Annotated in this window: 17 protein-coding genes and 5 pseudogenes; 11 read left to right on the forward strand and 11 right to left on the reverse strand. The window is 61.8% G+C overall.

Translation table 11 applies throughout. The features are described from left to right. Positions 1-28 precede the first annotated feature (28 nt). Positions 29-868: a glutathione-dependent disulfide-bond oxidoreductase gene (gene yghU, locus M8Q45_RS10005; protein WP_249874580.1), complete on the reverse strand. Its 840-nt coding sequence runs from the start codon at positions 866-868 to the stop codon at positions 29-31. A gap of 252 nt (positions 869-1,120) precedes the next feature. Here yghU and M8Q45_RS10010 point away from each other — a divergent pair, with 252 nt between their 5' ends. The 3 genes and pseudogenes from M8Q45_RS10010 to M8Q45_RS28615 form a co-directional block, all read left to right on the forward strand. Further along, positions 1,121-1,783, forward strand: a complete 663-nt coding sequence (locus M8Q45_RS10010; RefSeq protein WP_249874581.1) for a DUF3108 domain-containing protein — start codon at positions 1,121-1,123, stop codon at positions 1,781-1,783. A 269-nt stretch (positions 1,784-2,052) separates the two neighbouring features. Continuing rightward, positions 2,053-2,730 (forward strand): annotated as a pseudogene (locus tag M8Q45_RS28610) (PAS domain-containing protein); the annotation flags it as partial. A 111-nt stretch (positions 2,731-2,841) separates the two neighbouring features. Further along, a pseudogene (locus tag M8Q45_RS28615) lies at positions 2,842-3,318 on the forward strand (methyl-accepting chemotaxis protein); the annotation flags it as partial. Between the two features lie 163 nt (positions 3,319-3,481). Here M8Q45_RS28615 and M8Q45_RS10020 read toward each other — a convergent pair. Then, a pseudogene (locus tag M8Q45_RS10020) lies at positions 3,482-3,697 on the reverse strand (response regulator transcription factor); the annotation flags it as partial. Between the two features lie 82 nt (positions 3,698-3,779). Between M8Q45_RS10020 and M8Q45_RS10025 the strand changes: the two are divergent. Beyond that, positions 3,780-4,016 (forward strand): annotated as a pseudogene (locus M8Q45_RS10025) (hybrid sensor histidine kinase/response regulator); the annotation flags it as partial. Positions 4,017-4,186: 170 nt separating this feature from the next. Beyond that, a complete protein-coding gene (locus M8Q45_RS10030) occupies positions 4,187-6,241 on the forward strand; it encodes a 2Fe-2S iron-sulfur cluster-binding protein (protein ID WP_249874583.1) in 2,055 nt (684 codons plus the stop codon). Between the two features lie 19 nt (positions 6,242-6,260). On the opposite strand, the gene M8Q45_RS10035 is transcribed toward M8Q45_RS10030, so the two are convergent. Next, the gene (locus M8Q45_RS10035) at positions 6,261-7,166 is read right to left on the reverse strand and encodes an AraC family transcriptional regulator (protein ID WP_249874584.1); all 906 of its coding nucleotides are present in this window, start codon (positions 7,164-7,166) and stop codon (positions 6,261-6,263) included. Between the two features lie 110 nt (positions 7,167-7,276). Between M8Q45_RS10035 and M8Q45_RS10040 the strand changes: the two genes are divergently transcribed. Both M8Q45_RS10040 and M8Q45_RS10045 read left to right on the forward strand, forming a co-directional pair. Then, on the forward strand, positions 7,277-7,624 hold the full coding sequence (locus M8Q45_RS10040; protein ID WP_030140590.1) for a carboxymuconolactone decarboxylase family protein: 348 nt from the start codon (positions 7,277-7,279) through the stop codon (positions 7,622-7,624). A 336-nt stretch (positions 7,625-7,960) separates the two neighbouring features. Further along, positions 7,961-8,515 carry a DUF488 domain-containing protein gene (locus tag M8Q45_RS10045; RefSeq protein ID WP_249874585.1) on the forward strand — a complete coding sequence of 185 codons (555 nt, stop codon included), beginning with the start codon at positions 7,961-7,963 and terminating at the stop codon, positions 8,513-8,515. Here the strand turns inward: M8Q45_RS10045 and M8Q45_RS10050 are convergent. Next, positions 8,479-9,450, reverse strand: a pseudogene (locus M8Q45_RS10050) (DMT family transporter). The gene M8Q45_RS10045 and the pseudogene M8Q45_RS10050 sit on opposite strands and share 37 nt — an antisense overlap. A gap of 74 nt (positions 9,451-9,524) precedes the next feature. Between M8Q45_RS10050 and M8Q45_RS10055 the strand changes: the two are divergent. After that, complete coding sequence (locus M8Q45_RS10055; protein WP_249874586.1) at positions 9,525-10,379, forward strand: LysR family transcriptional regulator; 855 nt, start codon at positions 9,525-9,527, stop codon at positions 10,377-10,379. A gap of 225 nt (positions 10,380-10,604) precedes the next feature. On the opposite strand, the gene M8Q45_RS10060 is transcribed toward M8Q45_RS10055, so the two are convergent. Together M8Q45_RS10060 and M8Q45_RS10065 are read right to left on the reverse strand one after the other, a co-directional pair. Then, positions 10,605-10,877: a YceK/YidQ family lipoprotein gene (locus M8Q45_RS10060; RefSeq protein ID WP_249874587.1), complete on the reverse strand. Its 273-nt coding sequence runs from the start codon at positions 10,875-10,877 to the stop codon at positions 10,605-10,607. Between the two features lie 46 nt (positions 10,878-10,923). Then, positions 10,924-12,120, reverse strand: coding sequence for an MFS transporter (locus M8Q45_RS10065; protein WP_249874588.1), 1,197 nt, complete (start codon positions 12,118-12,120; stop codon positions 10,924-10,926). 208 nt (positions 12,121-12,328) lie between these two features. Between M8Q45_RS10065 and M8Q45_RS10070 the strand changes: the two genes are divergently transcribed. Continuing rightward, the gene (locus tag M8Q45_RS10070; RefSeq protein WP_249874589.1) at positions 12,329-12,787 is read left to right on the forward strand and encodes a winged helix-turn-helix transcriptional regulator; all 459 of its coding nucleotides are present in this window, start codon (positions 12,329-12,331) and stop codon (positions 12,785-12,787) included. A gap of 12 nt (positions 12,788-12,799) precedes the next feature. Here M8Q45_RS10070 and M8Q45_RS10075 read toward each other — a convergent pair whose 3' ends face one another. The 3 genes from M8Q45_RS10075 to M8Q45_RS10085 all read right to left on the reverse strand — a co-directional run bounded on the left by M8Q45_RS10075 (position 12,800) and on the right by M8Q45_RS10085 (position 15,303). Then, the gene (locus M8Q45_RS10075) at positions 12,800-13,534 is read right to left on the reverse strand and encodes a substrate-binding periplasmic protein (protein ID WP_249877302.1); all 735 of its coding nucleotides are present in this window, start codon (positions 13,532-13,534) and stop codon (positions 12,800-12,802) included. A gap of 117 nt (positions 13,535-13,651) precedes the next feature. Then, entirely contained in the window at positions 13,652-14,572 is a 921-nt protein-coding gene (locus M8Q45_RS10080; protein ID WP_249874590.1) for an NADP-dependent oxidoreductase, read from the reverse strand. Between the two features lie 287 nt (positions 14,573-14,859). Next, the gene (locus M8Q45_RS10085; RefSeq protein ID WP_249874591.1) at positions 14,860-15,303 is read right to left on the reverse strand and encodes an ester cyclase; all 444 of its coding nucleotides are present in this window, start codon (positions 15,301-15,303) and stop codon (positions 14,860-14,862) included. 95 nt (positions 15,304-15,398) lie between these two features. On the opposite strand from M8Q45_RS10085, the gene M8Q45_RS10090 reads away from it, so the two are divergent. Then, the gene (locus tag M8Q45_RS10090) at positions 15,399-16,310 is read left to right on the forward strand and encodes a LysR family transcriptional regulator (protein ID WP_249874592.1); all 912 of its coding nucleotides are present in this window, start codon (positions 15,399-15,401) and stop codon (positions 16,308-16,310) included. A gap of 49 nt (positions 16,311-16,359) precedes the next feature. After that, positions 16,360-17,055: a tRNA (adenine(22)-N(1))-methyltransferase gene (locus M8Q45_RS10095; RefSeq protein ID WP_249877303.1), complete on the forward strand. Its 696-nt coding sequence runs from the start codon at positions 16,360-16,362 to the stop codon at positions 17,053-17,055. Positions 17,056-17,071: 16 nt separating this feature from the next. Here the strand turns inward: M8Q45_RS10095 and M8Q45_RS10100 are convergent, their stop codons facing one another. Then, entirely contained in the window at positions 17,072-19,375 is a 2,304-nt protein-coding gene (locus M8Q45_RS10100) for an Orn/Lys/Arg family decarboxylase (RefSeq protein ID WP_249874593.1), read from the reverse strand. After that, complete coding sequence (gene potE, locus M8Q45_RS10105) at positions 19,372-20,781, reverse strand: putrescine-ornithine antiporter (protein ID WP_249874594.1); 1,410 nt, start codon at positions 20,779-20,781, stop codon at positions 19,372-19,374. The genes M8Q45_RS10100 and potE overlap by 4 nt, the downstream gene beginning before the upstream one ends. Positions 20,782-20,961 lie beyond the last annotated feature (180 nt).

The following is a 20,961-nucleotide window of genomic DNA, read 5'->3' on the forward strand; positions in this document are numbered from 1 at the left end:
TAGCCGATGACGACGTGTCAGGTCACGGCTACTCCAGATCCTCAGCCCGATGCCGCTCCGGCACCTGGCTCGCCTCATCGCCCCAGGTCCGGTTGACACGTTGCCCTCGCTTGACCGCGGGCCGATTGGCGATTTCCTCGGCCCAGCGCTGGACGTGGGTGTATTCGTGGGCCGACAGGAACTCGGCCGCCGAGTAGACGTTGTTCCGCACCAGTTGGCCGTACCACGGCCAAACCGCGATGTCGGCGATGGTGTATGGGTCGCCGGCCAGGTAGCGGTTTTCAGCCAGGCGACGGTCCAGCACGTCCAGTTGGCGCTTGGCTTCCATGGTGAAGCGGTTGATCGGGTACTCCATTTTTTCTGGCGCGTAGGCGTAGAAATGGCCGAAACCGCCGCCCAGGTAAGGCGCCGAGCCCATCTGCCAGAACAGCCAGTTCAGGGTTTCAGTGCGCCCGGCCGGATCGCTGGGCAGCAGGGCACCGAATTTTTCCGCCAGGTAAAGCAGGATCGAACCGGACTCGAACACACGGAGCGGCGGCTCGACGCTGCGGTCCAGCAGGGCCGGGATCTTGGAGTTCGGATTGACCTCCACGAAGCCGCTGGAGAACTGGTCGCCTTCGCCGATGCGAATCAGCCAGGCGTCGTATTCCGCGCCGGCTTGCCCGAGGGCCAGCAGCTCTTCGAGCATGATCGTGACTTTCACGCCATTGGGCGTTGCCAATGAATAGAGTTGAAGCGGGTGCTTGCCCACCGGCAACGGCTTCTCATGGGTCGGCCCGGCGACGGGCCGGTTGATGCTGGCGAACTGGCCACCCGAGGGGGCCTCATGTTTCCAGACTTTGGGCGGAACGTAAGACGCTTGGCTCATGAAACGTACCTTATCGTTGAATGCATGTGTTCCGGGACGAAGCCATAGCACATTTGCGCTATGGCTCGCGTCGAGACATGGACTCTAATCTATGGGCGCTCTGTCAGGCAGACAAGGGCAGTGGGCAATATGAGTCGAATCGACAGGGAGCTGCTTTTGAATAACACACCGTCAAGCCATCCAGATGTGAACGCAAATGGTTGCAAGCGTATCGCCGAGGGCCTCGCCCTTGTCGCCTGCACATGGAGCGTCATGATCGCTGCGTCGGCGGCATGCGCGGCAGACTCGTCGTCCGCGCCCTGCACCCGCGAGACCGATTTCCAGCCCGGCACCGTGGTGATGTCGGAGAGTCGCGACAATCTTTCGCCAACCACCAGTCGCAGTAAAACCGAGACCCTGGCCCGTGAAGCCTTTGCGGGCGCCGATCCGGTGGTGTCGCTGCACACGTCGTATCTGAACAACGTGCCGTTTTACCTCACCAAGACCTATGCGGAAATCAAGGATGGCCAACTGATTCGCTACGGCGACCGACATGGCGATGGGGCGTCGCTGGTGACTTCGACATACAGCCCGCCGCCCGCCACGCCGATCGATCTGCAGCCTGGCCAGACGGTCACCGTCAGCTACAAGAACAAGGCGCACAGTGCCGGCGGGACGGTTGAGTTCGATATTTCCGAGAAGCTGACCTACAACGGCCGCGAAACCATCACGACCGCGCTCGGGACATTCGACACCTGCAAGTTCACCAATGAAATCACCACGGGCGGTGCCGCCAGGCAGGTCGTCGTGGTGCATAACTGGTTCGCGGTGGACGGTCCTTATCGCGGCCAGTCGATTCGCTCGGTCACGCCTGCGTTCAACGGTGTCCCGGAAAGAATCAGTGAAATCATCAATATGAAATATTCCACGCGATAAGCATTTTTTCAGACCGCGGCATGAGCGCTATATTTCCTTTGGCGATAATCCATTAAATGAGCCGATATAGTCTTTCTTGACGTCAAAAGATAATTCCGTCGAACCATTTCAGTCCTTGAATTATTCGCCGATAGCCCTTTGAGGTCCGGTGAATTTCTTGGGTTCGTCGAGGGTACGTCATGTTTAATACAACACTAAAAAATGAACTGACGGCCAGGACGGCCGACTTGGCAACTTATAAGGGACTGGTCGGTGCGCTGGAGCGGTCCATGGCCGTGATCGAGTTCAGCCCGGATGGAAAAGTACTTCGGGCCAACCAGAACTTTCTCAACACCATGGGTTATCGCGAAGACCAATTGGCGGGCTTGTCCCATCGCAATTTCTGTAGCCCTGCGTTGGCCGGCAGTGCCGAATACCGTGAGTTCTGGGACCGGCTGCGTGCCGGTCAATTCGTTTCCGGAACGTTCCAGCGGATCAGCGGCCAAGGCCGCCATGTCTGGCTGGAGGCCAGTTACAACCCTGTCCTGGATGAGCAGGGCAAGGTGGTGAAGGTGGTCAAGTACGCACTGGACGTCACCGCCCGGGTGGCCAGCGATGCGGAAATCCGTGGCCGGCTGGCGGCACTGGATCGGGCCATGGCGGTGATCGAATTTGACTTGGGCGGCAATATCTTGACCGCCAATGAAAACTTCCTCCAGACCATGAATTACTCGCTGGGGGAGATCAAGGGCAAGCACCATCGCTTGTTCTGCGAGGCGAGCCTGGTCAACTCTTCCGAATATAGCGACTTCTGGCGTCGTCTCAATGCCGGCGAGTTCTTCAGCGGCCAATTCAAGCGCCTCGGCAAACACGGCAAGGTGGTTTGGCTGGAGGCCAGCTATAACCCGGTCTACGACGCTGAAGGCAAACTGAGCAAGGTCGTCAAGTTCGCCAGTGACATCACTGAACGGGTGGAAAAGTTCGAAGAAGATTCACGCGGTGCTTCCCGTGCGTACCACATTTCTTCCGAGACAGAGAGAGTCGCCGAACAGGGCGCCCAGGTGATCCAGCAAACCGCCAAGGAGATGCGCCAGATCGCCGAAAACATCGGCGCCTCCGCGCGCCTGGTCGGGCAACTGGGCGCGCGTTCGGAGGAGATCACCGCCATCGTCAATACCATTCGCGGCATCGCCGACCAGACCAACCTGCTGGCGCTCAACGCCGCCATCGAGGCCGCGCGGGCCGGCGACCAGGGCAGGGGCTTTGCGGTCGTGGCCGATGAAGTCCGGCAACTGGCCGGGCGCACCAGCCGCTCGACTTCGGAAATCGCCGAGATGATCGGCATGATCCTCTCCGAAACCCGCGATGCGGTGGCCAGCATGAGCGTGACCCACGAGGGCGCGCTGCGCGGCGTAACCCTGGCGGACCAGGCGGGATCGGTCATCGTGCAGATCCGGGCGGGGACGACCGATGCGCTGGAGGCGGTGAGCATGTTTGCGTCCAAGCTCGACGAGTCGGAAGTGATCCCTAAAACGGCGATTGGCTGGGTCGGCTAGGTTGGCGGTTGCGTCTGGGGGGGATCCAAGAGGGACTGCTCCCCAGACGGTTCAATAAAACAGGCTGCCTCAATAGACCCGGTAATATTTCACCACGTCACTATGGCTTCGATGGGGCGCAGGACGGATAAACACTAAGGGAAAGTTGTGGTTATCCGACGCTTCATGTCTGGTGTTTGCCAGGCCGTTGGCTTGCGGTCGAATAATTGGAAAATTGAGCGGCAGCCGCCGTGCGGGTAGGGACATCCAGCGCCTTGAGCAAGCTTGAAACATGGATATGAACCGTAAACGGTGAAATCCCCAATGCCTTGGCGATTTCCTTATTGGTCTTGCCGGCGGCAACCAGGCCAAGTACTTCCCGTTGCCGTGTCGTCAATGGCGGATGACTTCCAGGGACTTGATGCCCGGGAAACGCAAGTCGAGTACCAGTGAATCAATCTCCGCGTCTGTTCGGGCAAGCGCTGCCGCTTTACGCAGCGGTGCTGTGGGTCACGCTGGGCAATGGCATGCGCTTCGGCACGCGCTACCTGATGATCGCAACGTTGATTGTTTTGGCGACACTGGTGGCGATTTTCCTGTTAACGCCGTTCTGGCGCGGCCAGCCGTTCCTGTTTCTCACCCTGATCGTCACGACGATCGTGGTGCCTGCCTATGCGCACATCCCGTTGACACGCACCGTCCAGGCCGCCAGCGCCGCGGGTCATTCCATTTTATGCAACAGTGGATTTCAATCCGTGCGTATTCCTGCGCCGCCGCTTTGGGCAGAAGATGGCTCTACCGCACACAGGGTTCGCCAACGGTGTGATGGACCTCCCTGACCACAGCGCATTCACCCCGTTGCAAAGCCCGGGGGCGCAAGGAGTAGCTGATGAACGAAGCGACGAAAGCACAATCTTCGCCCTGGCATGAAGGTGAGTTGACCTTGCAGCGCTCCGTCGGGGCGGTGGAGATGATGGCCGGTGTCGGTCAGCGGCAACTGGCGCGGACCTGGATGCCGGACCAGCACCGTGAGTTCTATGCGCAACTGCCGTTCGTGGTGCTGGGGGCCGTAGATCGCCAGGGCGATGTCTGGGCGACCCTGCGCACCGGCCAGCCCGGTTTCATGAATTCACCGGATCCTGAAACGCTGCATATCCATTTCGATCCGCAGCCCGAGGACCCGGCCCAGGCGGGCATGGGCGAGGGCGATGCCATCGGCATGCTGGGTATCGAGTTGCACACCCGTCGGCGCAACCGCATGAATGGCGTGGTGCGCCGCCAGCTCGACCAGGGCCTGGAGATTTCCGTGAGCCAGGCCTATGGCAACTGCCCGCGCTACATCAATCTGCGGCAATACAGCTTTGTCGATGAGCAGCCAGCCGTGTCCCGGGAACTGGCGGTGGCGGATCCGCTGGTTCGTCGGTTGGTCACAGCCGCTGATTCGTTCTATATCGCAACCTACGTGGTACGCGACGGCGAGCGCCAGGTCGATGCCTCCCATCGCGGTGGCAAGCCCGGTTTCGTGCGCATGGACGAGGACGGGACGCTGACCGTCCCGGATTTTTCCGGAAACCTGTTTTTCAACACCCTGGGCAATATCCTGCTGAACCCTCGCGCAGGCTTGGTCTTCGTCGATTTCCAGACCGGCGATTTGTTGCAAATGAGCGGTTCGGCCCAGGTGTTGCTGGACGACCCGCAGATCGCCGCGTTCCAGGGCGCCGAGCGGCTGTTGCGGTTTACCCCGCAGCGCATTGTCTACCGGCCGGCGGCGATACCGTTGCGCTGGAAGGACCAGGCCGAAGGCGACTCGCCCAATTCACTGATGACCGGCAGTTGGGAGCAGACCACCGAACGTTTGCAGGCCGAAGCGCTGCGGACCCACTGGCGCGCGCTGCAGGTCACCCGCGTGGTGGATGAAAGCCACAACATCCGCTCGTTCTACTTGCAAACCACCGACGGTGCCGGCTTGCCCCGGTTCGAAGCCGGGCAGCATCTGCCCGTGCGGGTGTTGCTGGAAGGGCAGCAGGTGCCGTCGATCCGCACCTACAGCGTGTCCAGCGCGCCCTCGGACGATTTCCTGCGCATCAGCGTCAAGCGCGATGGCGTGGTGTCTTCGCATTTGCATGAACAGATCCAGGCGAGCCATGGTATCGAGGCCCGGGCGCCACAAGGGCATTTCACCGTGAACCCCACCGAGCGCCGCCCGTTGGTGCTGCTGGCGGCGGGCGTCGGTATCACGCCGCTGTTGTCGATGCTGCGCGAGGTCGTCTACCAAGGGAAACGCATCAGCCGAATGCGCCCAGTCTGGCTGGTGCAGAGCGCCCGCCACGTGGCCGACCTGGCCTTTCGCGAGGAAATCGATGAGTTGGTGGCGCGCGCCGGTGAGAAGCTGAAGGTGCTGCGCCTGGTCAGCCAACCGCCTACCGACGGCAAGGCCGGGCAGGGCTATGACGTGGCCGGTCGGATCGATGTGGCGCTGCTCAAGCAACTGTTGCCCCTGGACGACTACGATTTTTACTTGTGTGGCCCGGGCACCTTTACCCAGGCGCTGTACGACGGACTGCGCAAGCTGCGCATCCCGGACGACCGCATTCATGCGGAAACCTTCGGCCCGTCTACGCTGGTGCGCGATATCGAGGTCAGCGTACCGGCCGCCGAACAGGTGCCGGCGGCGAGTGAGGCGGTGAAAGTGCTGTTCTCCAGCTCGGCCAAGGAAGCCCGCTGGGAACCGGGCAGCGGGACGTTGCTGGAGCTGGCCGAGGCCCGCGGGCTGAACCCGGAATTCAGTTGCCGCGGCGGTTCCTGCGGCACCTGCAAAACCCGCATGACCCAAGGCCAGGTGCATTACCTGACCCAACCCGCCGAGCCGGTGGCCGATGGTGAAGTGCTGATCTGTTGCGCGGTACCGGCCCAGGGCAGCGAGCCTTTGGTGCTGGAGGTCTGAAACCGGCGATCCAGGCGGACTAAATCGCCCGCCTCACGCGCCCCGGCGCCTCGCCATAGATTTCCTTGAATTTCTTGCTGAACGCCGCTTGGGATTGGTAGCCGACCTGCACGGCTATATCGCTCAGGCCCAAATGGGAATGGCTCAGCAGGCTGAACGCCAGCTCCATGCGCACCTGCGTCAGCAGCACCCACGGCGAGACGCCGGCCACTTTGACGAACGCCCGCATGAAGTTGGCCCGGGACATGCTCGCCAGGTCCGCCAGGCTTTGAATGGTCCATTCATGGGCCGGGTCGTCCAACATGGATTGCCAGGCGCGGCCCAGGCGTTTATCGCCCAGCAGCGCCAGCGATCCGCTGTCCTGGCCGTGGTTCGCCAGGTGGGCCCGCAGGATCAAGGTGAACAATGCCTGGGACAGCGCATCGAGCAGGAAGCGCGCGCCGACTTTGTTCGCGTCCGCTTCGGCACGAATGACATCGACCAGTGCTGGCAACGGTCCATTGGCCGGCAGCGCTCCGCTGGGGATCACCAGGTATTCGGGCAGGGACGCGAACAGCAGCGAGGCGCGATTGAAGTGGAATCCACCACAGAGCATGTCCAGTTCCGGGCTGGCACCGCCGATGCGATGGATCGGCAGTGTGCCGCCGCTGATGATCTTCGGTGGGGTCGGCGCCACGGTTTTTCCGGGGCTGTGCATGACATGCGGGGCGCCGCGAGGTAATAACAGGATGTCGCCGGCACGCATGGGCAAGCGTTGGCCGTCGGGAAACTCCACCCGGCATTCCCCCGCCAGCACGATGTGGTAGGGCGCGTTGCCGAGTGTCTCCTGTTCATGTTCCAGGGCCCAATCACCCTGGAACTGACAACGCAGGTCCAGGCTGCCGCGTACGTTGGCGAGGCTGATGAGTTTATCGATGGCATTCATTTGAGCGTTTCGCGACAAAAGCTGAGCGGATCGAACAAACCCGGCCCGCACCCAAGTGGAAAACTGAGGGCGTTGAAACAGTACACCCAACCCACTCAGGAGTTAATGCCATGTTCAATAATTGGTCCGAATTGTTGCCTACCATCCAGAAAGCCTTTGGTGCCCTGGGCCGCAGCAACCCGAAAATGGTCAAGGCCTATATGGCCCTTGGAGAAGCCGCCAGCGAAAACAACGTACTCGATGCCAAGACCCGCGAACTGATCTCCCTCGCGGTGGCGATCACCACCCACTGCGACGGTTGCATCGGGGTCCACACCGACGCGGCCATCAAGGCCGGTGCCAGTCGCGAGGAAGTCGCCGCCGCCCTGGCAACCGCCATCTCGTTGAATGCGGGTGCGGCATATATCTACTCGCTGCGGTCGCTGGAGGCGTACGACACGCTCAAGCAACCAGCCTGATCCTGCGCTTTGCCAAGCCCGGTGCACGTTGATGTGGCCGGGCTTTTTCGTGATTGTTGCATCCACTGTGATGCCGTCATCGCGAGCAAGCTCGCTCCCACAGGGATCGGTGTGTATGCCGGACTCGTGATGAGGCGAAATCCAGTGTGGGAGCGAGCTTGCTCGCGATAGCGATGGTTCGGTTGGCTGTACCGCCGTCTTTGCGAGCAATCTCCCACAGTTGGATCGGAGGTCGACCGGGAGAACCAGACGCCGATGTGCAATACACATTTTGAGGAAACTAACCCGTCGCAGGGCGGTTCCTAGTGAAGGCACCTCGTTGAATTCGGATCCCCCATGGAAAGAACCCGCCTATACACGATCGGCCACTCGACCCGGACGCTCGAGCAATTCGTGGAGATTGTGAAAAGCTTCGATGTCGAGATGATCGTCGACGTGAGGACTGTTCCAAGGTCGCGGACCAATCCTCACTACAACCTCGATACGCTGCCTGGATTGCTGGCGCCATTTGGGCTGCAGCATGAGCAGCTCCGAGAGCTGGGCGGGCTGCGAAAGAAATCCGTGACGGTCGCCGATGACGTCAATGGATTCTGGGAGAACCGCAGCTTCCACAATTACGCGGATTACGCATTGTCGGACGAATTCGAGGCGGGCCTGGATCGCCTCCTGGCGCTCAGCCGGACGCGACGATGCGCCATCATGTGCGCGGAAGCGGTCTGGTGGCGCTGCCATCGCCGGATCATCACCGACTACCTGTTGCTTCGCGACGTCGACGTCTTCCATATCATGGACAAAGACAAGGCGACCCAAGCGGTCTTGAATCCGGCGGCACGGCGGTCCGGACTGAAATTGACCTATCCGGCAGGCTCCGACCCGGCTGCCGTTCCGTGAGGTGGTTTGCGTCGCGCCTCACGCGCTTCCTCGCGCACGACCAGCCAGATCCCGACGGCAGACACCGCCATCCCCAACGCCATGAGCCATGACAACGGCTCATCGAACGTTGCTCATGCCCACAGCATCGTAATGGGCGGGCTCAGGTACAGGACGCTGGCGACGCGGGTCGCCGAGGCCCGGCGCAGGCACAGCCAGTAAAGACCGTATCCGCCCATCGTCGACAAACCCGCCGTCCATAAGACGCTCAATACAAATCCGGTATTGGCTATCGGCGCCAGGCCGCCCTGGGTGCCTTCGATCAGGGCGAACGCCAGGCCCGAGACGCAGCATTGCAGCCAGAGGTTGGGCAACAGACCCATGGATTGCGAGGCCGGGAGTTGCTTTTGCCACAGCGTCGCGGCGGCGAGCGACAGCATGCCGAGCAACGGCAAGCCGTAAACCCACAAGGGCGCGCTGCCCCACGCCAACGCGCCACGGGTGCCGAGGGCGACGCCGGCCACGCCGATAAGCAAGCCAACCCAGATCCGCGACGTCAGGCGTTGCCCCAACACACCGGCGGCCAGCAGCGCGAGGCCCAAGGGCAACAAGTCGGCGAACAACGCCGCCAACCCCGCCGGCACGCCCAGGGCAATGCCTTGGGTAATACCGGCGAGATAGCCGGCCATGGCCAGCAGGCCGATACCGGCATTTTTCAGCAGCGTGACCCGTGAAGTTTGCCGCAGTTGCCTGGCGACAAAAGGAAACAGCAGGAGCGTGACCAGGACGCAGCGCCAGAACACCACGAGCAACGGAGGCGCGTAATCGATGGAGAATCGCGCGCCGACGAAGCCGGAGCTCCAGGCCACCAACAACGCGGCTTCGAGCAGCGGCAAAGGGATCAGCCCGTAGCAACGGGGGGACGAGGCGCAAGTGATCGATTTGGGCGAGTTCATGGTCACAGGCTACGAAGGCCGACTAATCTAATAAATCAAAATATCCTGCAGCACTCGTTCACGAAGATTGAATCATGACAGCCATACTGGATATCGAACTGATCCGGACCTTTCATGCGGTGGCGCGAATCGGCAAGTTCAGCGCGGCGGCGCAACAGCTGCATAAAAGCCCGGCGGCGGTGAGCGTGCACATCCAGCGCCTGGAAGTGGTCGCCGGCGGTCGCCTGCTTGACCGTGACAATCAATCAGTCTCCCTGACTGCGCTGGGCAGGCGCTTGCTCGTTTCCACCACCGAGCTGCTCGCGACCCACGACCGCGTGCTGGCTGACCTCCAAGGCACACGACTGGCGGGGCGCATCAGTTTGGGCGTGCCGGACGAATACGCCGACCATGTCATCCGCGACATCCTTCCGACCTTCACGGCAGCCTGGCCCAACGTGATCCTGGAACTCAAGACGGCACCCAGCTACGCCCTGCGCGAACAGGTGCAGCGCGGCAAGCTCCACGCGGCCGTGCTCACCCAGCCGATGGATCAGCCAGATGCAACGGTCCAGGCCCTGGTCACCACCACGCCAGTCTGGGTGGCGGCGACCGGCACGACAGTCAGCTCGACGGAACCGCTTGCGCTGGCCGTGCACGCGGCGCAATGCCCTTATCGACAGGCCATGCTGCAAGCGCTTCGGCAACGCGGACGCAAGGTGCGCATCGTCCTCGAAAGCCCCTCCAACCAAGCCGTCAAGGCCTGTGTGGAGGCTGGGTTGGCGATCAGCCTGATAGACCGTGGCCGCGTAACGAAGCATATGCAGATCATCAGTGAACTGCCGGTGATTCCGGACCACGAGGTGGTGTTCATGCGATCCGCCGCGTGCGACGCCGATGAAGCGGTAGACCTGCTGTGCCAGGCCATGCAGCAGCGTTTTCGACTGTAGGCAGCGGTCTGGTATGACCTGGGGAAGAGGGGCTTGCGGCTGAACGTTCCGCGTCCATACCGTTTGGGTCGCACATGGCGTGTTGTAGGCGCTGCCAAGCGAAGCGAGGCTGCGACTGTCCAAGATCAAAAGATCGCAGCCTCGCTTCGCTCGGCAGCTCCTACGACGGGTATCAGGCTCGCCGGCCTGCGCCAGCCACGCAAGCGCAGGCCGTGGACGCGGGGTTTATTCTTCGGACGGCCTTATCTGAAAAATGGTGTAGGGCAGGATCAGCGTATCGGCGACGAAACTCAGGGGCAGGTCGATGGCCGCCAACGGCGCAAACGCACTGGCGTACGTCGCGTTATCCTCCGTCACTGCTTCCTTGAGAATCTGGTAATCGAAGTACGTGCCGCAATAAGGCTGGACGCCGCAGGCCCCCCCGTTGCCAAAGGTTTCGTTGGCCGTCGCGCATCCTGTCAGCAGTGCGATGGTCAGGGCTGTTCCAATGATGCGCATGGCGTTCCCTCGTTGTTGGTGCGCGACTGTAGCATTTGTGATGATTTTATTCGCCGCACGCTGCCAGACGAGTCGAAGCGCACCAAACCAACAACGCCACCGCGCTGATCAGCCCACCCAACAGACTGACCGCGACCCAGCCCCAGAGCGCATAGACCTGGGTCGCGGCGACGGCTCCGAGCGCGCTGCCCATCGAGTAGAAACACATGTAGGCGCCGACCATGCGGCTTTGCGCGTCGGCGCGTGCGGCGAAAATGAGGCTTTGGTTGGTGACGTGTACGGCTTGCACGGCGAAGTCGAGCAGGACCACGCCGCAGACCAGGGCGATCAGGGAGCTTTCGGCAAATGAGATGGGCAGCCATGCGAGCACAAGCAGTGCCAGCGACAGGCCGGTGACGCGTTGTCCAAACCCTCGATCGGCCCAGCGCCCGGCCCGTCGAGCCGCCAGCGCCCCCGCAACGCCGGCCAGGCCAAACAGGCCGATGGCGGTGTGGGAAAGCGACAGCGGCGGGGCGCTCAGGGGCAAGACCATGGCGGTCCACAACACGGAAAACGCGGCGAAGATCAGCAGGGCGAACAGGCCCCTGATCCGCAAGAGCGGTTCGGTCATGAACAGTTGGAACAACGAGCGGATCAGCGCCGGGTAAGACTGCCGGCCAGGGGATGACGCGGCGGTGGGCGCCACTTTCCAGAACACCGTCGCGATGACCAGCATCAGCCCCGACGACACCAGATACACCGCGCGCCAACCTGCCAGGTCGGCGATCAATCCAGAGATCAACCGTGCCAGGAGAATGCCCAGCACGATCGCGCTGGTGAGTGTTCCGACCGCCTGCCCACGTTGGGATGGGGCAGCCAGCGTGGCGGCGTAGGCGACGAGCACCTGGACGACCACGGCCAGCAAACCCGTGACGATCATGGCGCCCAGCAGGACCAGCCAATGCTGTGATGCGCCGACGGCTGCCAGGGCGATCACCGATAACGTGACCAGGGTCAGGATCAACCGTTTGCCGTCGATCCGGTCGCCCAGCGGGACGATGAAGAGCAATCCCAGCGCGTATCCGAGCTGAGTGGCGGTCACTACGCTGCCGATCGAGGCGGCGGCGACGTCGAGGCTTTCGGCCATTGAAGCGAGGAGCGGTTGAGCGAAATACACGTTGGCGACGGCCAGGGCGCAGGTGATGGAGAAGAGGAACGTCAGGCGGGGTGACAGGCCTTGTGGGAGGTGGGTGTAGGCGGTCATGGGTGTGGTGCCCTGGTTAGGTTGCAATTAAAAACCCGTTTTATTGTTGCTGGAATAGGTTTTTAATTGCAACCGGATTATCTACACCGCCGTCCCCTGTGGAGCGAGCCTGCTCGCGAAGGCGGTGTCATTGCCGATGAAGAGGTTGGATGTATAGGCCTCTTCGCGAGCAGGCTCGCTCCTACAAGAACTCAAACAGGTCAACACGATGTCAGGACACGCTCCATCAACGAATAACGAATGCCCGGTAGCCCGGGCACTGGACATCATCGGCGATCGCTGGTCTCTGATGATCATCCGCGACGCCTTCGACGGTATCCGCCGCTTCAGCGAATTCCAGAAAAGCCTCGGCGTCGCCAAGAACATCCTCGCCTCGCGCCTCAAGGCCCTGGTCGAAGTCGGCGTATTCCAGGTACAGCCGGCATCGGACGGAAGCGCCTACAAGGAATATGTCCTCACGGAAAAAGGCCAGCAGGTCTTTCCGATCGTGATCAGCTTGAGGCAGTGGGGCGAGCGGTTTCTGTTCGCCGAACAAGAGACTCGCTCGGTGCTGCTGGACAACGCGTCCGGACAGCCCCTGATGCCGATGGAGGTTCGCTCATCGACGGGCCAGGTCGTGGAGCCCTGGGCTTGCCACAGGGTGAGACGCGTCGCCGGCAAGTCGTGAATTGCCGGCCGGTCATGGCTGGGCAGGTTGCTCGTAGCGCCGCTGGATGCGGGACAACTCGCCGGACCGGCGTAGCTGCTCCAGTGCGCGGTTCCACTCGGCAATCAACTGGTCATCACTGTCGGAGCTGAAGGCAATGTACAAGGACGAGCGGTAGAGCTCGATGGGAATCTGCCTCAGGGTGCCCGGCGGAATTTCCAATTGCCGGCTGTAATAAGCCACCCCCGCAGCCGTGTCGCCGACGATGATGCTGGTTCGCCCGGCGAGCAGCATGCGGTAGAGCAGCTTGCTCTCGGTTGCGCTTTTGTCCAGGTTGTTGAACCCCAGCGATTGCAGCGTCTGCGGCACCAGGCCTGCATGTCGGGTGGTGATCTGCGGGGCGCGCAGCAATTGTTCCAGGGAGTTGATCGGCGGTGCGCTGGCCAACTGGTAGGCATGGATGGATTCTTCCACGATCGGTCCGACCCACTTGTACAACGGCTCGCGCTCCGGCGTGCGGAACAACGAATACATGATGGTCTTGGGCCGGTTTTTCAGTATCTGCGTGGCGCGCATGCTGGGTTGCAGCAGCACTTCGAACTTATCACCGGTCAGGGCCATGATGGCCTGCACGATTTCCGTGGTCATGCCCGTGAGCTGATCATGCTCGACATAGTTGTAGGGCGCCCATTCCTCGGTGACGACCTGATATTGCTCGTGTGCGGTCGCTGGGCCGAGCAACAGACAGAGCAGCGCTGCGGCAGGCATCGAATGCTTCACGTGTTCTCCTGATGGGCGGTTCGCTGTTCCTGAGCGAACCCAAGACAAGCATAGACCCAAACACGTGCCTGACGACTGCCGCCGCCGCGTTATGCGAACAGCTTCTTAAAAGCCAGGACGAATCAGCACCTTGCCGCAAGCATGCGCGGTGGCCACTTTTTCCAGGGCCCCACGTGCCTCGGCCAGCGGGAACGTCGAATCAATGAGGATTTGCAGGTCGCCGGCCTGGAATTGTTCGATCGCCCTGGGCAGGAACGGAATTGCCGTCGAGAAAAACACGAACTCGCCGGCGTGCCCGTCCCGGGACGCTATGTCGAACTCCACCAGCGAGGCGATCCGGCCGCCGGGGGCCAACACGTGCCAGGAGGCGTCGAGGACTTCGCCTCCAAGGGTATCGAGCACCAGGTCGATGTCATGCACGTGTTCGAGGGTCTGGGTCCTGTAGTCAATGACTTCATCGGCTCCCAGGCTTTTTACCCGCTCGATGTTCTTTGCAGACGCTGTAGCTATCACATGGCAGCCCGCAAGGTGGGCCAGTTGCACGGCCATGCTGCCGACGCCACCGGCACCGGCGTGAATCAATACGCGCTGGTGGGGTTGCAACTGGCCGACCTCGAACAACGCCAGCGCCGCCGTGCCGTAGGCAGTGGGCAGGGCGGCGGCCTGCTCGAAACTCATCTGTGGTGGGATGACACACAGTTCGGAGGCGGCGATGACCAGCGCCTTGGCGAACGCTCCACCGGCGCTCGGCGCGGTCCGGCCCACCACGCGGTCGCCCGGCTGGAGGTCGCCCGCCTGTTCGCCGACGGACTCGACCACACCGCTGAAATCCGTACCCGGCACGTAAGGCAAATCGACTGGAAAGATAGCTTGCAGGTATCCGGCGACAATCTTCACGTCCAGCGGGTTGACGCTGGCCGCTTCGACGCGGACCACGACCTCGTGGGATTGGACGGCGGGCAACGTGCGTTGACCATGCTGGACGACGTCCGGGCTGCCGAACGTTTTAATCAAAGCGGTTTTCATCAATAGACTCCTCTTGATGCGTAACGCTGTTCACTTGAGATCGTCTACGCACCCGAGGCGAGGGCGCTTGCTCCCGCTCGGCTGCGGTAGGAGCTATGTAGGAGCTGCCGAGCGAAGCGAGGCTGCGATCTTTTCACTGCCAATTGAGTCTGGAGCGAAAGATCAAAAGATCGCAGCCTCGCTCCGCTCAGCAGCTCCTACGATTCAATCGAGCGGGAGCAAGCTCCCTCGCCACAGGTCCATCGTTTTTCTTAAGTGAGCAGCATGACTTCGTAACCCGTGGGTTATCAGGCTTGAGCAGGAAATTGGCCGAGTTGGAGGAACAGGCCGAACCAGTCCTCCATGTGCCAGGTCGTGGTCAGCTTGGCGTTATCCAGCGTGTGGAATTCATGGATGCGGAAACCGACCTTCGTGCCGGTGGCCGCGATGCCGAAAAACTCGCCTTGATGGGTCCCGGTAATTTCCGCGCGCACGCCGATTTTTCCGGGTTCCTGGACCATGTCATGGACGATGATCCGGACATCCGGAAACGCTTGGACGAAGCTGCGGATGATTGGCTTGATGCCTTCAGGGCCAGGCACCTGGCCGGGGGCGAGGGGAATGTCATCCCACTCGGGTGAGAGCACGTCGTCTACCAGGTCGGGATTGTGTTCGTTGAAGGCCCGATACAGTGTCTCGACGGCGACGCGTTCACGCTTCAATTGTTCAGTCAGACCAGGATTCGCTTGCATGATGTTCTCGCGGCGGTTGGGTTCGATGGCGAAATTGTCCGGTCGCGGGCTACAATCCGTCTAACAAATAAACGATATAGATGATTATTTGATTTATGGATTTTCACGGCATCGATCTGAATCTGCTTGTGGCATTCGATGCGCTGATGAACGAGCGCAATGTCACGCGTGCGGCCGCTCGGGTAGGCGTGAGTCAACCGGCAATGAGCGCCGCCCTGGGTCGGTTGCGCACGCTCTTGGGCGATTCGCTTTTCGCCCGCAGCGCCGATGGCCTGCTGCCAACACCGCGGGCCCGTGAGTTGGCGGAGCCGATTTCCCAAGCGCTGCGGCAGCTGGAAACAACCTTGATCAGTCGGCCGGAGTTCGATCCTGAAAAAGCATCAATGGTCTTCAAGCTCGGGTTGTCCGATTACCCGGCCTACGTGCTGTTGCCGTCGTTGATGGAGGCGCTCGCCGAACAGGCCCCAGGGGTGTCGCTGAATGTCCATGCGTTCAACGACCGGGACCATGCGGTGGATATGCTCGACGCCGGCATGATCGACGCCGCCATCGGCGTGCCGCCTACCCACGCCGATGCCAGGATTCTCGGGCGCATGCTGCTCACGGACGAGTTCGTGACCATCGTCGCCAATGACCATCCAGTCGCACGACGTGGCATGACCCTGCAAGCGTACCTGTCGCTGCGCCACGTCCTGGTTTCTCCCGAAGGCGAACTGCACGGCGTCGTGGATCATGCCCTGGCGCAACTGGGTGAGCGACGGGCGCTGGCGTTGACCCTGCCGCAGATGTTTGCCGTTCCCGCGTTGATTGCCCGCACCCGTTTTACGGCGACGGTCTTGAAGCGGGTGGCGACAGGCGCATCGGGCAGCCGCAAATTGGTGATGTTTGCTCCGCCCGTTGTGCTGCCGCACATGCAATTCGACCTGATCTGGCACAGGCGCAGCGACACGCATCCGGCGCAGCGGTGGTTCCGGGGCTTGATTGCGTCTGTCGCAGATACAGTGTGAAACCTCGCCAGGGCAAAGGCCCCAAGATGATGAAAGAGGGATGGGACGTTTGAACGAACAGACATTGTCCATGCGCCTGGAGCGTGTGGCTGAGCTGGTGCCGACAGGGGCGCGCCTGGCCGATATCGGCTCGGACCATGGCTACCTGCCGGTGGCGCTCATCAAGCGTGGCGTGATCACGGCGGCGGTGGCCGGGGAGGTGGCATCGACGCCGTTCCGTGCGGCCGAGCGCACCGTGCGCGAAAGCGGCCTGGAAGAACAGGTCACCGTGCGCCTGGCCAACGGCCTGGCGGCGATCGAACCGGCCGATGGGATTACGGCGATCAGTCTGTGCGGCATGGGCGGCGAGACGATTCGTGACATCCTCGACGGCGGCAAGGCTCGCCTCAGTGGTCGGGAACGCCTGATCCTGCAGCCCAACGGCGGCGAACAACCGCTGCGCCAGTGGTTGATGGACAACGGCTACCGCATCCTGCATGAGGACGTGCTGCGGGAGAACCGCTTCTACTACGAAATCATCGTCGCCGAGCGCGACGGGCCCGTGAAGTACAGCGCCGAGGAGTTGTACTTCGGCCCGTTGCAACTGCAAGCCCGCAGCCCGGTGTTCCTGGCGAAGTGGCAACGCATGCTGCGCCTGAAGCAGAAAACCTTGGCGAGTTTTGCCCGGGCGCAGCAAGCCGTGCCCGAGGAGAAGACGCAGGAGATTGCCCGGCAGGTCCGGTGGATCAGCGAACTGCTGGCCTAGGCCGGCGGGATTGACCTCACTGTTGCGTCGAACCTTGTTTCAGCACCAGCATCCGATAGGTGCCCGAATCGTTCTCGATCCCGTGGGTGTCATGGGTGAACCCCGGGAATGACCGGTCGAAAGTCTCCAGCGCCTTGAGGTAGTTCAGCACTGGCCCGTCCAGGGGGCCGGCGTTTTCGCCTGGCATCAACAGGGGAATCCCCGGCGGATACGGCACGACACCCGTTGCCGCGATCCTCCCGGCAGCCTCGTCCAGTGTCACCAGTTCGACGTCGTTCCTGACCAGTTTTTCGTACGCCTGCACCGGGCTGAACTGTGCCTTGGGCAGCGTGCCGAACGCCTTGGCCATCGCCGCCGTGGTCTTGATTTTCTTCATGGCGGCGAAGATTTCCTCGGCCAGGTCCTTGAGGCCCATCCCCGCGTAGCGCTGTTGGTTGGCGCTCAACAGGTCGGGCAGGCACAGCTCCAGTTCCAGGTTGGCATCGTAGTCACGCTTGAAGTCGAGCAGGGCGTTGACCAACGTGCCCCATTTGCCTTTGGTGATGCCGATGGAAAACAGGAACAGGATGGTGAAATCCGTGGTTTTCTCCACCACGATGCCCTGGGTGCCCAGATAGGCGCTGAGTACATACGCAGGAATACCGAAATCCAGCAGGTTGCCGTCGTCGCCCATCCCGGGGGTGAGGATCGAGACCTTGATCGGATCGAGCATGCAATAGCCGTCTTCGATATCACCGAAGCCGTGCCAGACTTCGTTGGGGTGCAGCACCCAGCAGCTCGGGTCGGTCTTGAGCCGGGCCGGGTCGACCTTGTGGAACGGCAGCGGCTGTCCGTCCACTTTTATCGACGGAGGCTGCCAGCAGGAAAAGAACCAATCGTCCTGGCTGCGCATCTCGCTCTGCATGTGGGAAATGACCTGGCGGAAGGCGACGGCTTCCTCGATCGATTCACTGGTGAGGATCTGTCCGCTGGGCGCCTCCATCATCGCCGAGCTGACGTCGCAGGAGGCCATGATCGCGTAGTTCGGTGACGTCGAGGCGTGCATCATGAACGATTCGTTGAAGCGCCCGTGGGGAATCGGATTGCGGCCGTTGCGTACGTGGATCATCGAGGCCTGGGACAGCGCGGCCAGCAATTTGTGCGTGGACTGGGTGGCGAACACGGTGGGTTTCGACGGGTCGTGGTCGTCCGGGCTGCCGTGCATGGCAAAGCGATCCTTGTACAGCGGATTGAACCGCGCGTAGCCGTACCAGGCCTCGTCGAAATGCAGGCGATCGACGCTTTCGCCCAGCAGTTCCTCGACGCGTGTCACGTTGTAGGTCAGGCCGTCGTAAGTGGAGTTGGTGATGATCGCGTGCACCGGCGTCGGGTCGATGTGGCTCCTGACCAGCGGATTGCTCGCGATGGCGGCCTTCACGCCTTCGGCGCTCAAGGTCTGTGGCAGGATCGGGCCAATGATGCCGTAGCGATTGCGGGTCGGCACCAGGTAGGTCGGAATTGCCCCGGACAGGGTCATCGCATGTTCGGCGGACTTGTGGCAGTTGCGATCGCACAAGGCGATCTGGTCCCGCGTCACGCTGGCCATCAGGATGACGCGGTTGGACATCGACGAGCCGTTGGTGACGTAGTAGGTGCGATGGGCGCCAAACACCTTGGCGGCATAACGTTCGCCCTGGCCGATGGGGCCGCTGTGGTCGAGCAGCGAACCCAGCTCGCCGACGGAGATCGACAGGTCCGAGCGCAGCAGGTTTTCCCCGAAGAATTCATAGAACGCCCGGCCAGCGGTGCTTTTCAAGAACGCCGTGCCGCCGGCGTGACCTGGTGTATGCCACGAATACTCGTAGTTGCGGGCGAATTTCAGCAGGGCGCCGAACATCGGCGGCAGCACCGCCTGGCGATAGCGCTCGATGGCCGCGAGGATCCGTCCGCTCAGGAAGCGGCTGGTGTCTTCGGGCAGCCAGATGAAGTCGTCGGCGTGTTGCATGACGATCAGCGGCACGTTGGATGCCGTGCTGCGATCGCTGATCAGGAACACCGGCACACGGGTGTTGCGCTCGCGCAGCGCCGTGAGCAGGCCGATGCATTCACGGTGGTCGTCGCTGGTGTCCATTTCCCAACTGATCAACACGCACTGGATCGCCGGGTCGGAACTGAGGATCGACTTGGCGTCGCTCAGGGTTTCCGAGGTCAACACGTTGACGGACCGTTCCTCCACATCGCTGATCAACTGGAGCAGGGCCCGGCCGAATACGCTGCGCTTGTCGGGTGCGTTGGAGACGAGCAGGGCCAGCATCCCCAATAGATTTCGATGTTCCGTCATGGCAGTGCCTCCAGGTTAGCCGGCTTCAGGTGGTTGACGGGGATCGCCTCGCCCACGATGTGCTGCGCCGCGACGGTCTGGGTCGGTACGCTGTTGTTCATGGATTCCAGGCGAATCAGGCGGGTGTTGACGTAGCCGAACAGCGTGTAGCCGACGATGACCGCGACGCCGCCGAGCATCAACGCTTGTTCGCCCGAACTGTAGAGCGCCAGGTAGCTGTAGGCCGCGGCAATGCCCGCGACGATGTTGGTGACCAAGGCTTTGTTCGCCGGCACATTGGAAACCTTTTGCAAGGTCACCAGCGTCGCCATGGAAAGAATGTATGGCACCAGGTTGGTGACCACGGCGAGGTTGACCAGGGTGTCGAATTGCTTGGCGAGGTCGGGACTGATGGTCAGCAGCGCCATCGCGGTCTGCATCGCCAGCAGGATCAACATGCTGATGATCGGCACACCGTGCTTGTTGGCCTTGGCGAAGATCGGCAGGAAGTAGCCGGTGTCCGCCGAACTCTTGAACACCTGGGCGACGGTGAATTGCCAGCCCAGGAGTGAGCCGACGCACGCCAGCACCATCAGGCCCATGACGATGTTGCCCACCAGGGGCGTGAACATCTTGGCGAACACCAGGCCGAACGGGGCGGTGGAGGAGACCAACTCCGCGTTATCGACGATGCCGGCAATGACGTTGGTCGAAACGATGTAGATCACGGCGGCGCCGAGCGTCCCGCCAAGGACCGCGATCGGCACGTTCTTCTCGGGATTTTCCACCGCGTCACCGTTGGCGCACGCCGACTCCAGCCCGAGGAACGCCCAGAGGGTGATCGCCACCGACGCGCCCGCCGCTTCGTACCAGGTCTTGTCGTGGGGGTTCCATCCGGCCGCGTAGACGCTGCTGTCGAACCAGAACCAACCGACGGTCGAGACCAGCACTACCGGGGCAATCACGCCCCATACGGTGACGGCGCCGATCTTGCCGGTAATGCGTGCGCCACCGAAATTGGCGAAGGTGGTCAGCCACAACAGCGCGATGGTGGCCAGGCCAACCTGGACCGAGTCGAGCTGTATGCCGAACAGCGTCTGGATATAGCCGACGGCGGTGATGCTGATCGCCACGTTGGCAATCAGCAGCGAAAGACCATAGGTGTAGTTGGTGATGTAGTTGCCGGACTTGCCGAAGGTGTATTCGGCGTATCCGCCCATGCCGCCGGTCTTGCGACTGAGCATGCCGCAGCGGGCGAACGCATAGGCCAGTGCCAGCGAGCCCGTGGCGGTGATGAGCCAGGAGAGGATCGAGATACCGCCGACTTCGGCGAGTTTGGTGGGCAACAGGACAATGCCCGATCCCAGCATGTTGACGGCGGTCAGCATGGTCAGCTGCCCCACGCTCATTTTCTTGGCGGCTGACATTCCCTTGCCTCACAAACTTAAAGTGACCGGTTAAGTCATAGCAGAGGATCCTCAGTAAGCAAGAATGAGTCGTATCAGATGCTGACTCTCGTTAGCGCACCGGGATGAGCTCGATGTATCGAATCATCCCGTGGCGACATAGCTTGCTCCCGCAGGGCTGGCTGGGTTGTAGGAGCTGCC

This window comes from Pseudomonas sp. T1.Ur (assembly GCF_023516725.1).
Lineage (GTDB): Bacteria > Pseudomonadota > Gammaproteobacteria > Pseudomonadales > Pseudomonadaceae > Aquipseudomonas > Aquipseudomonas alvandae.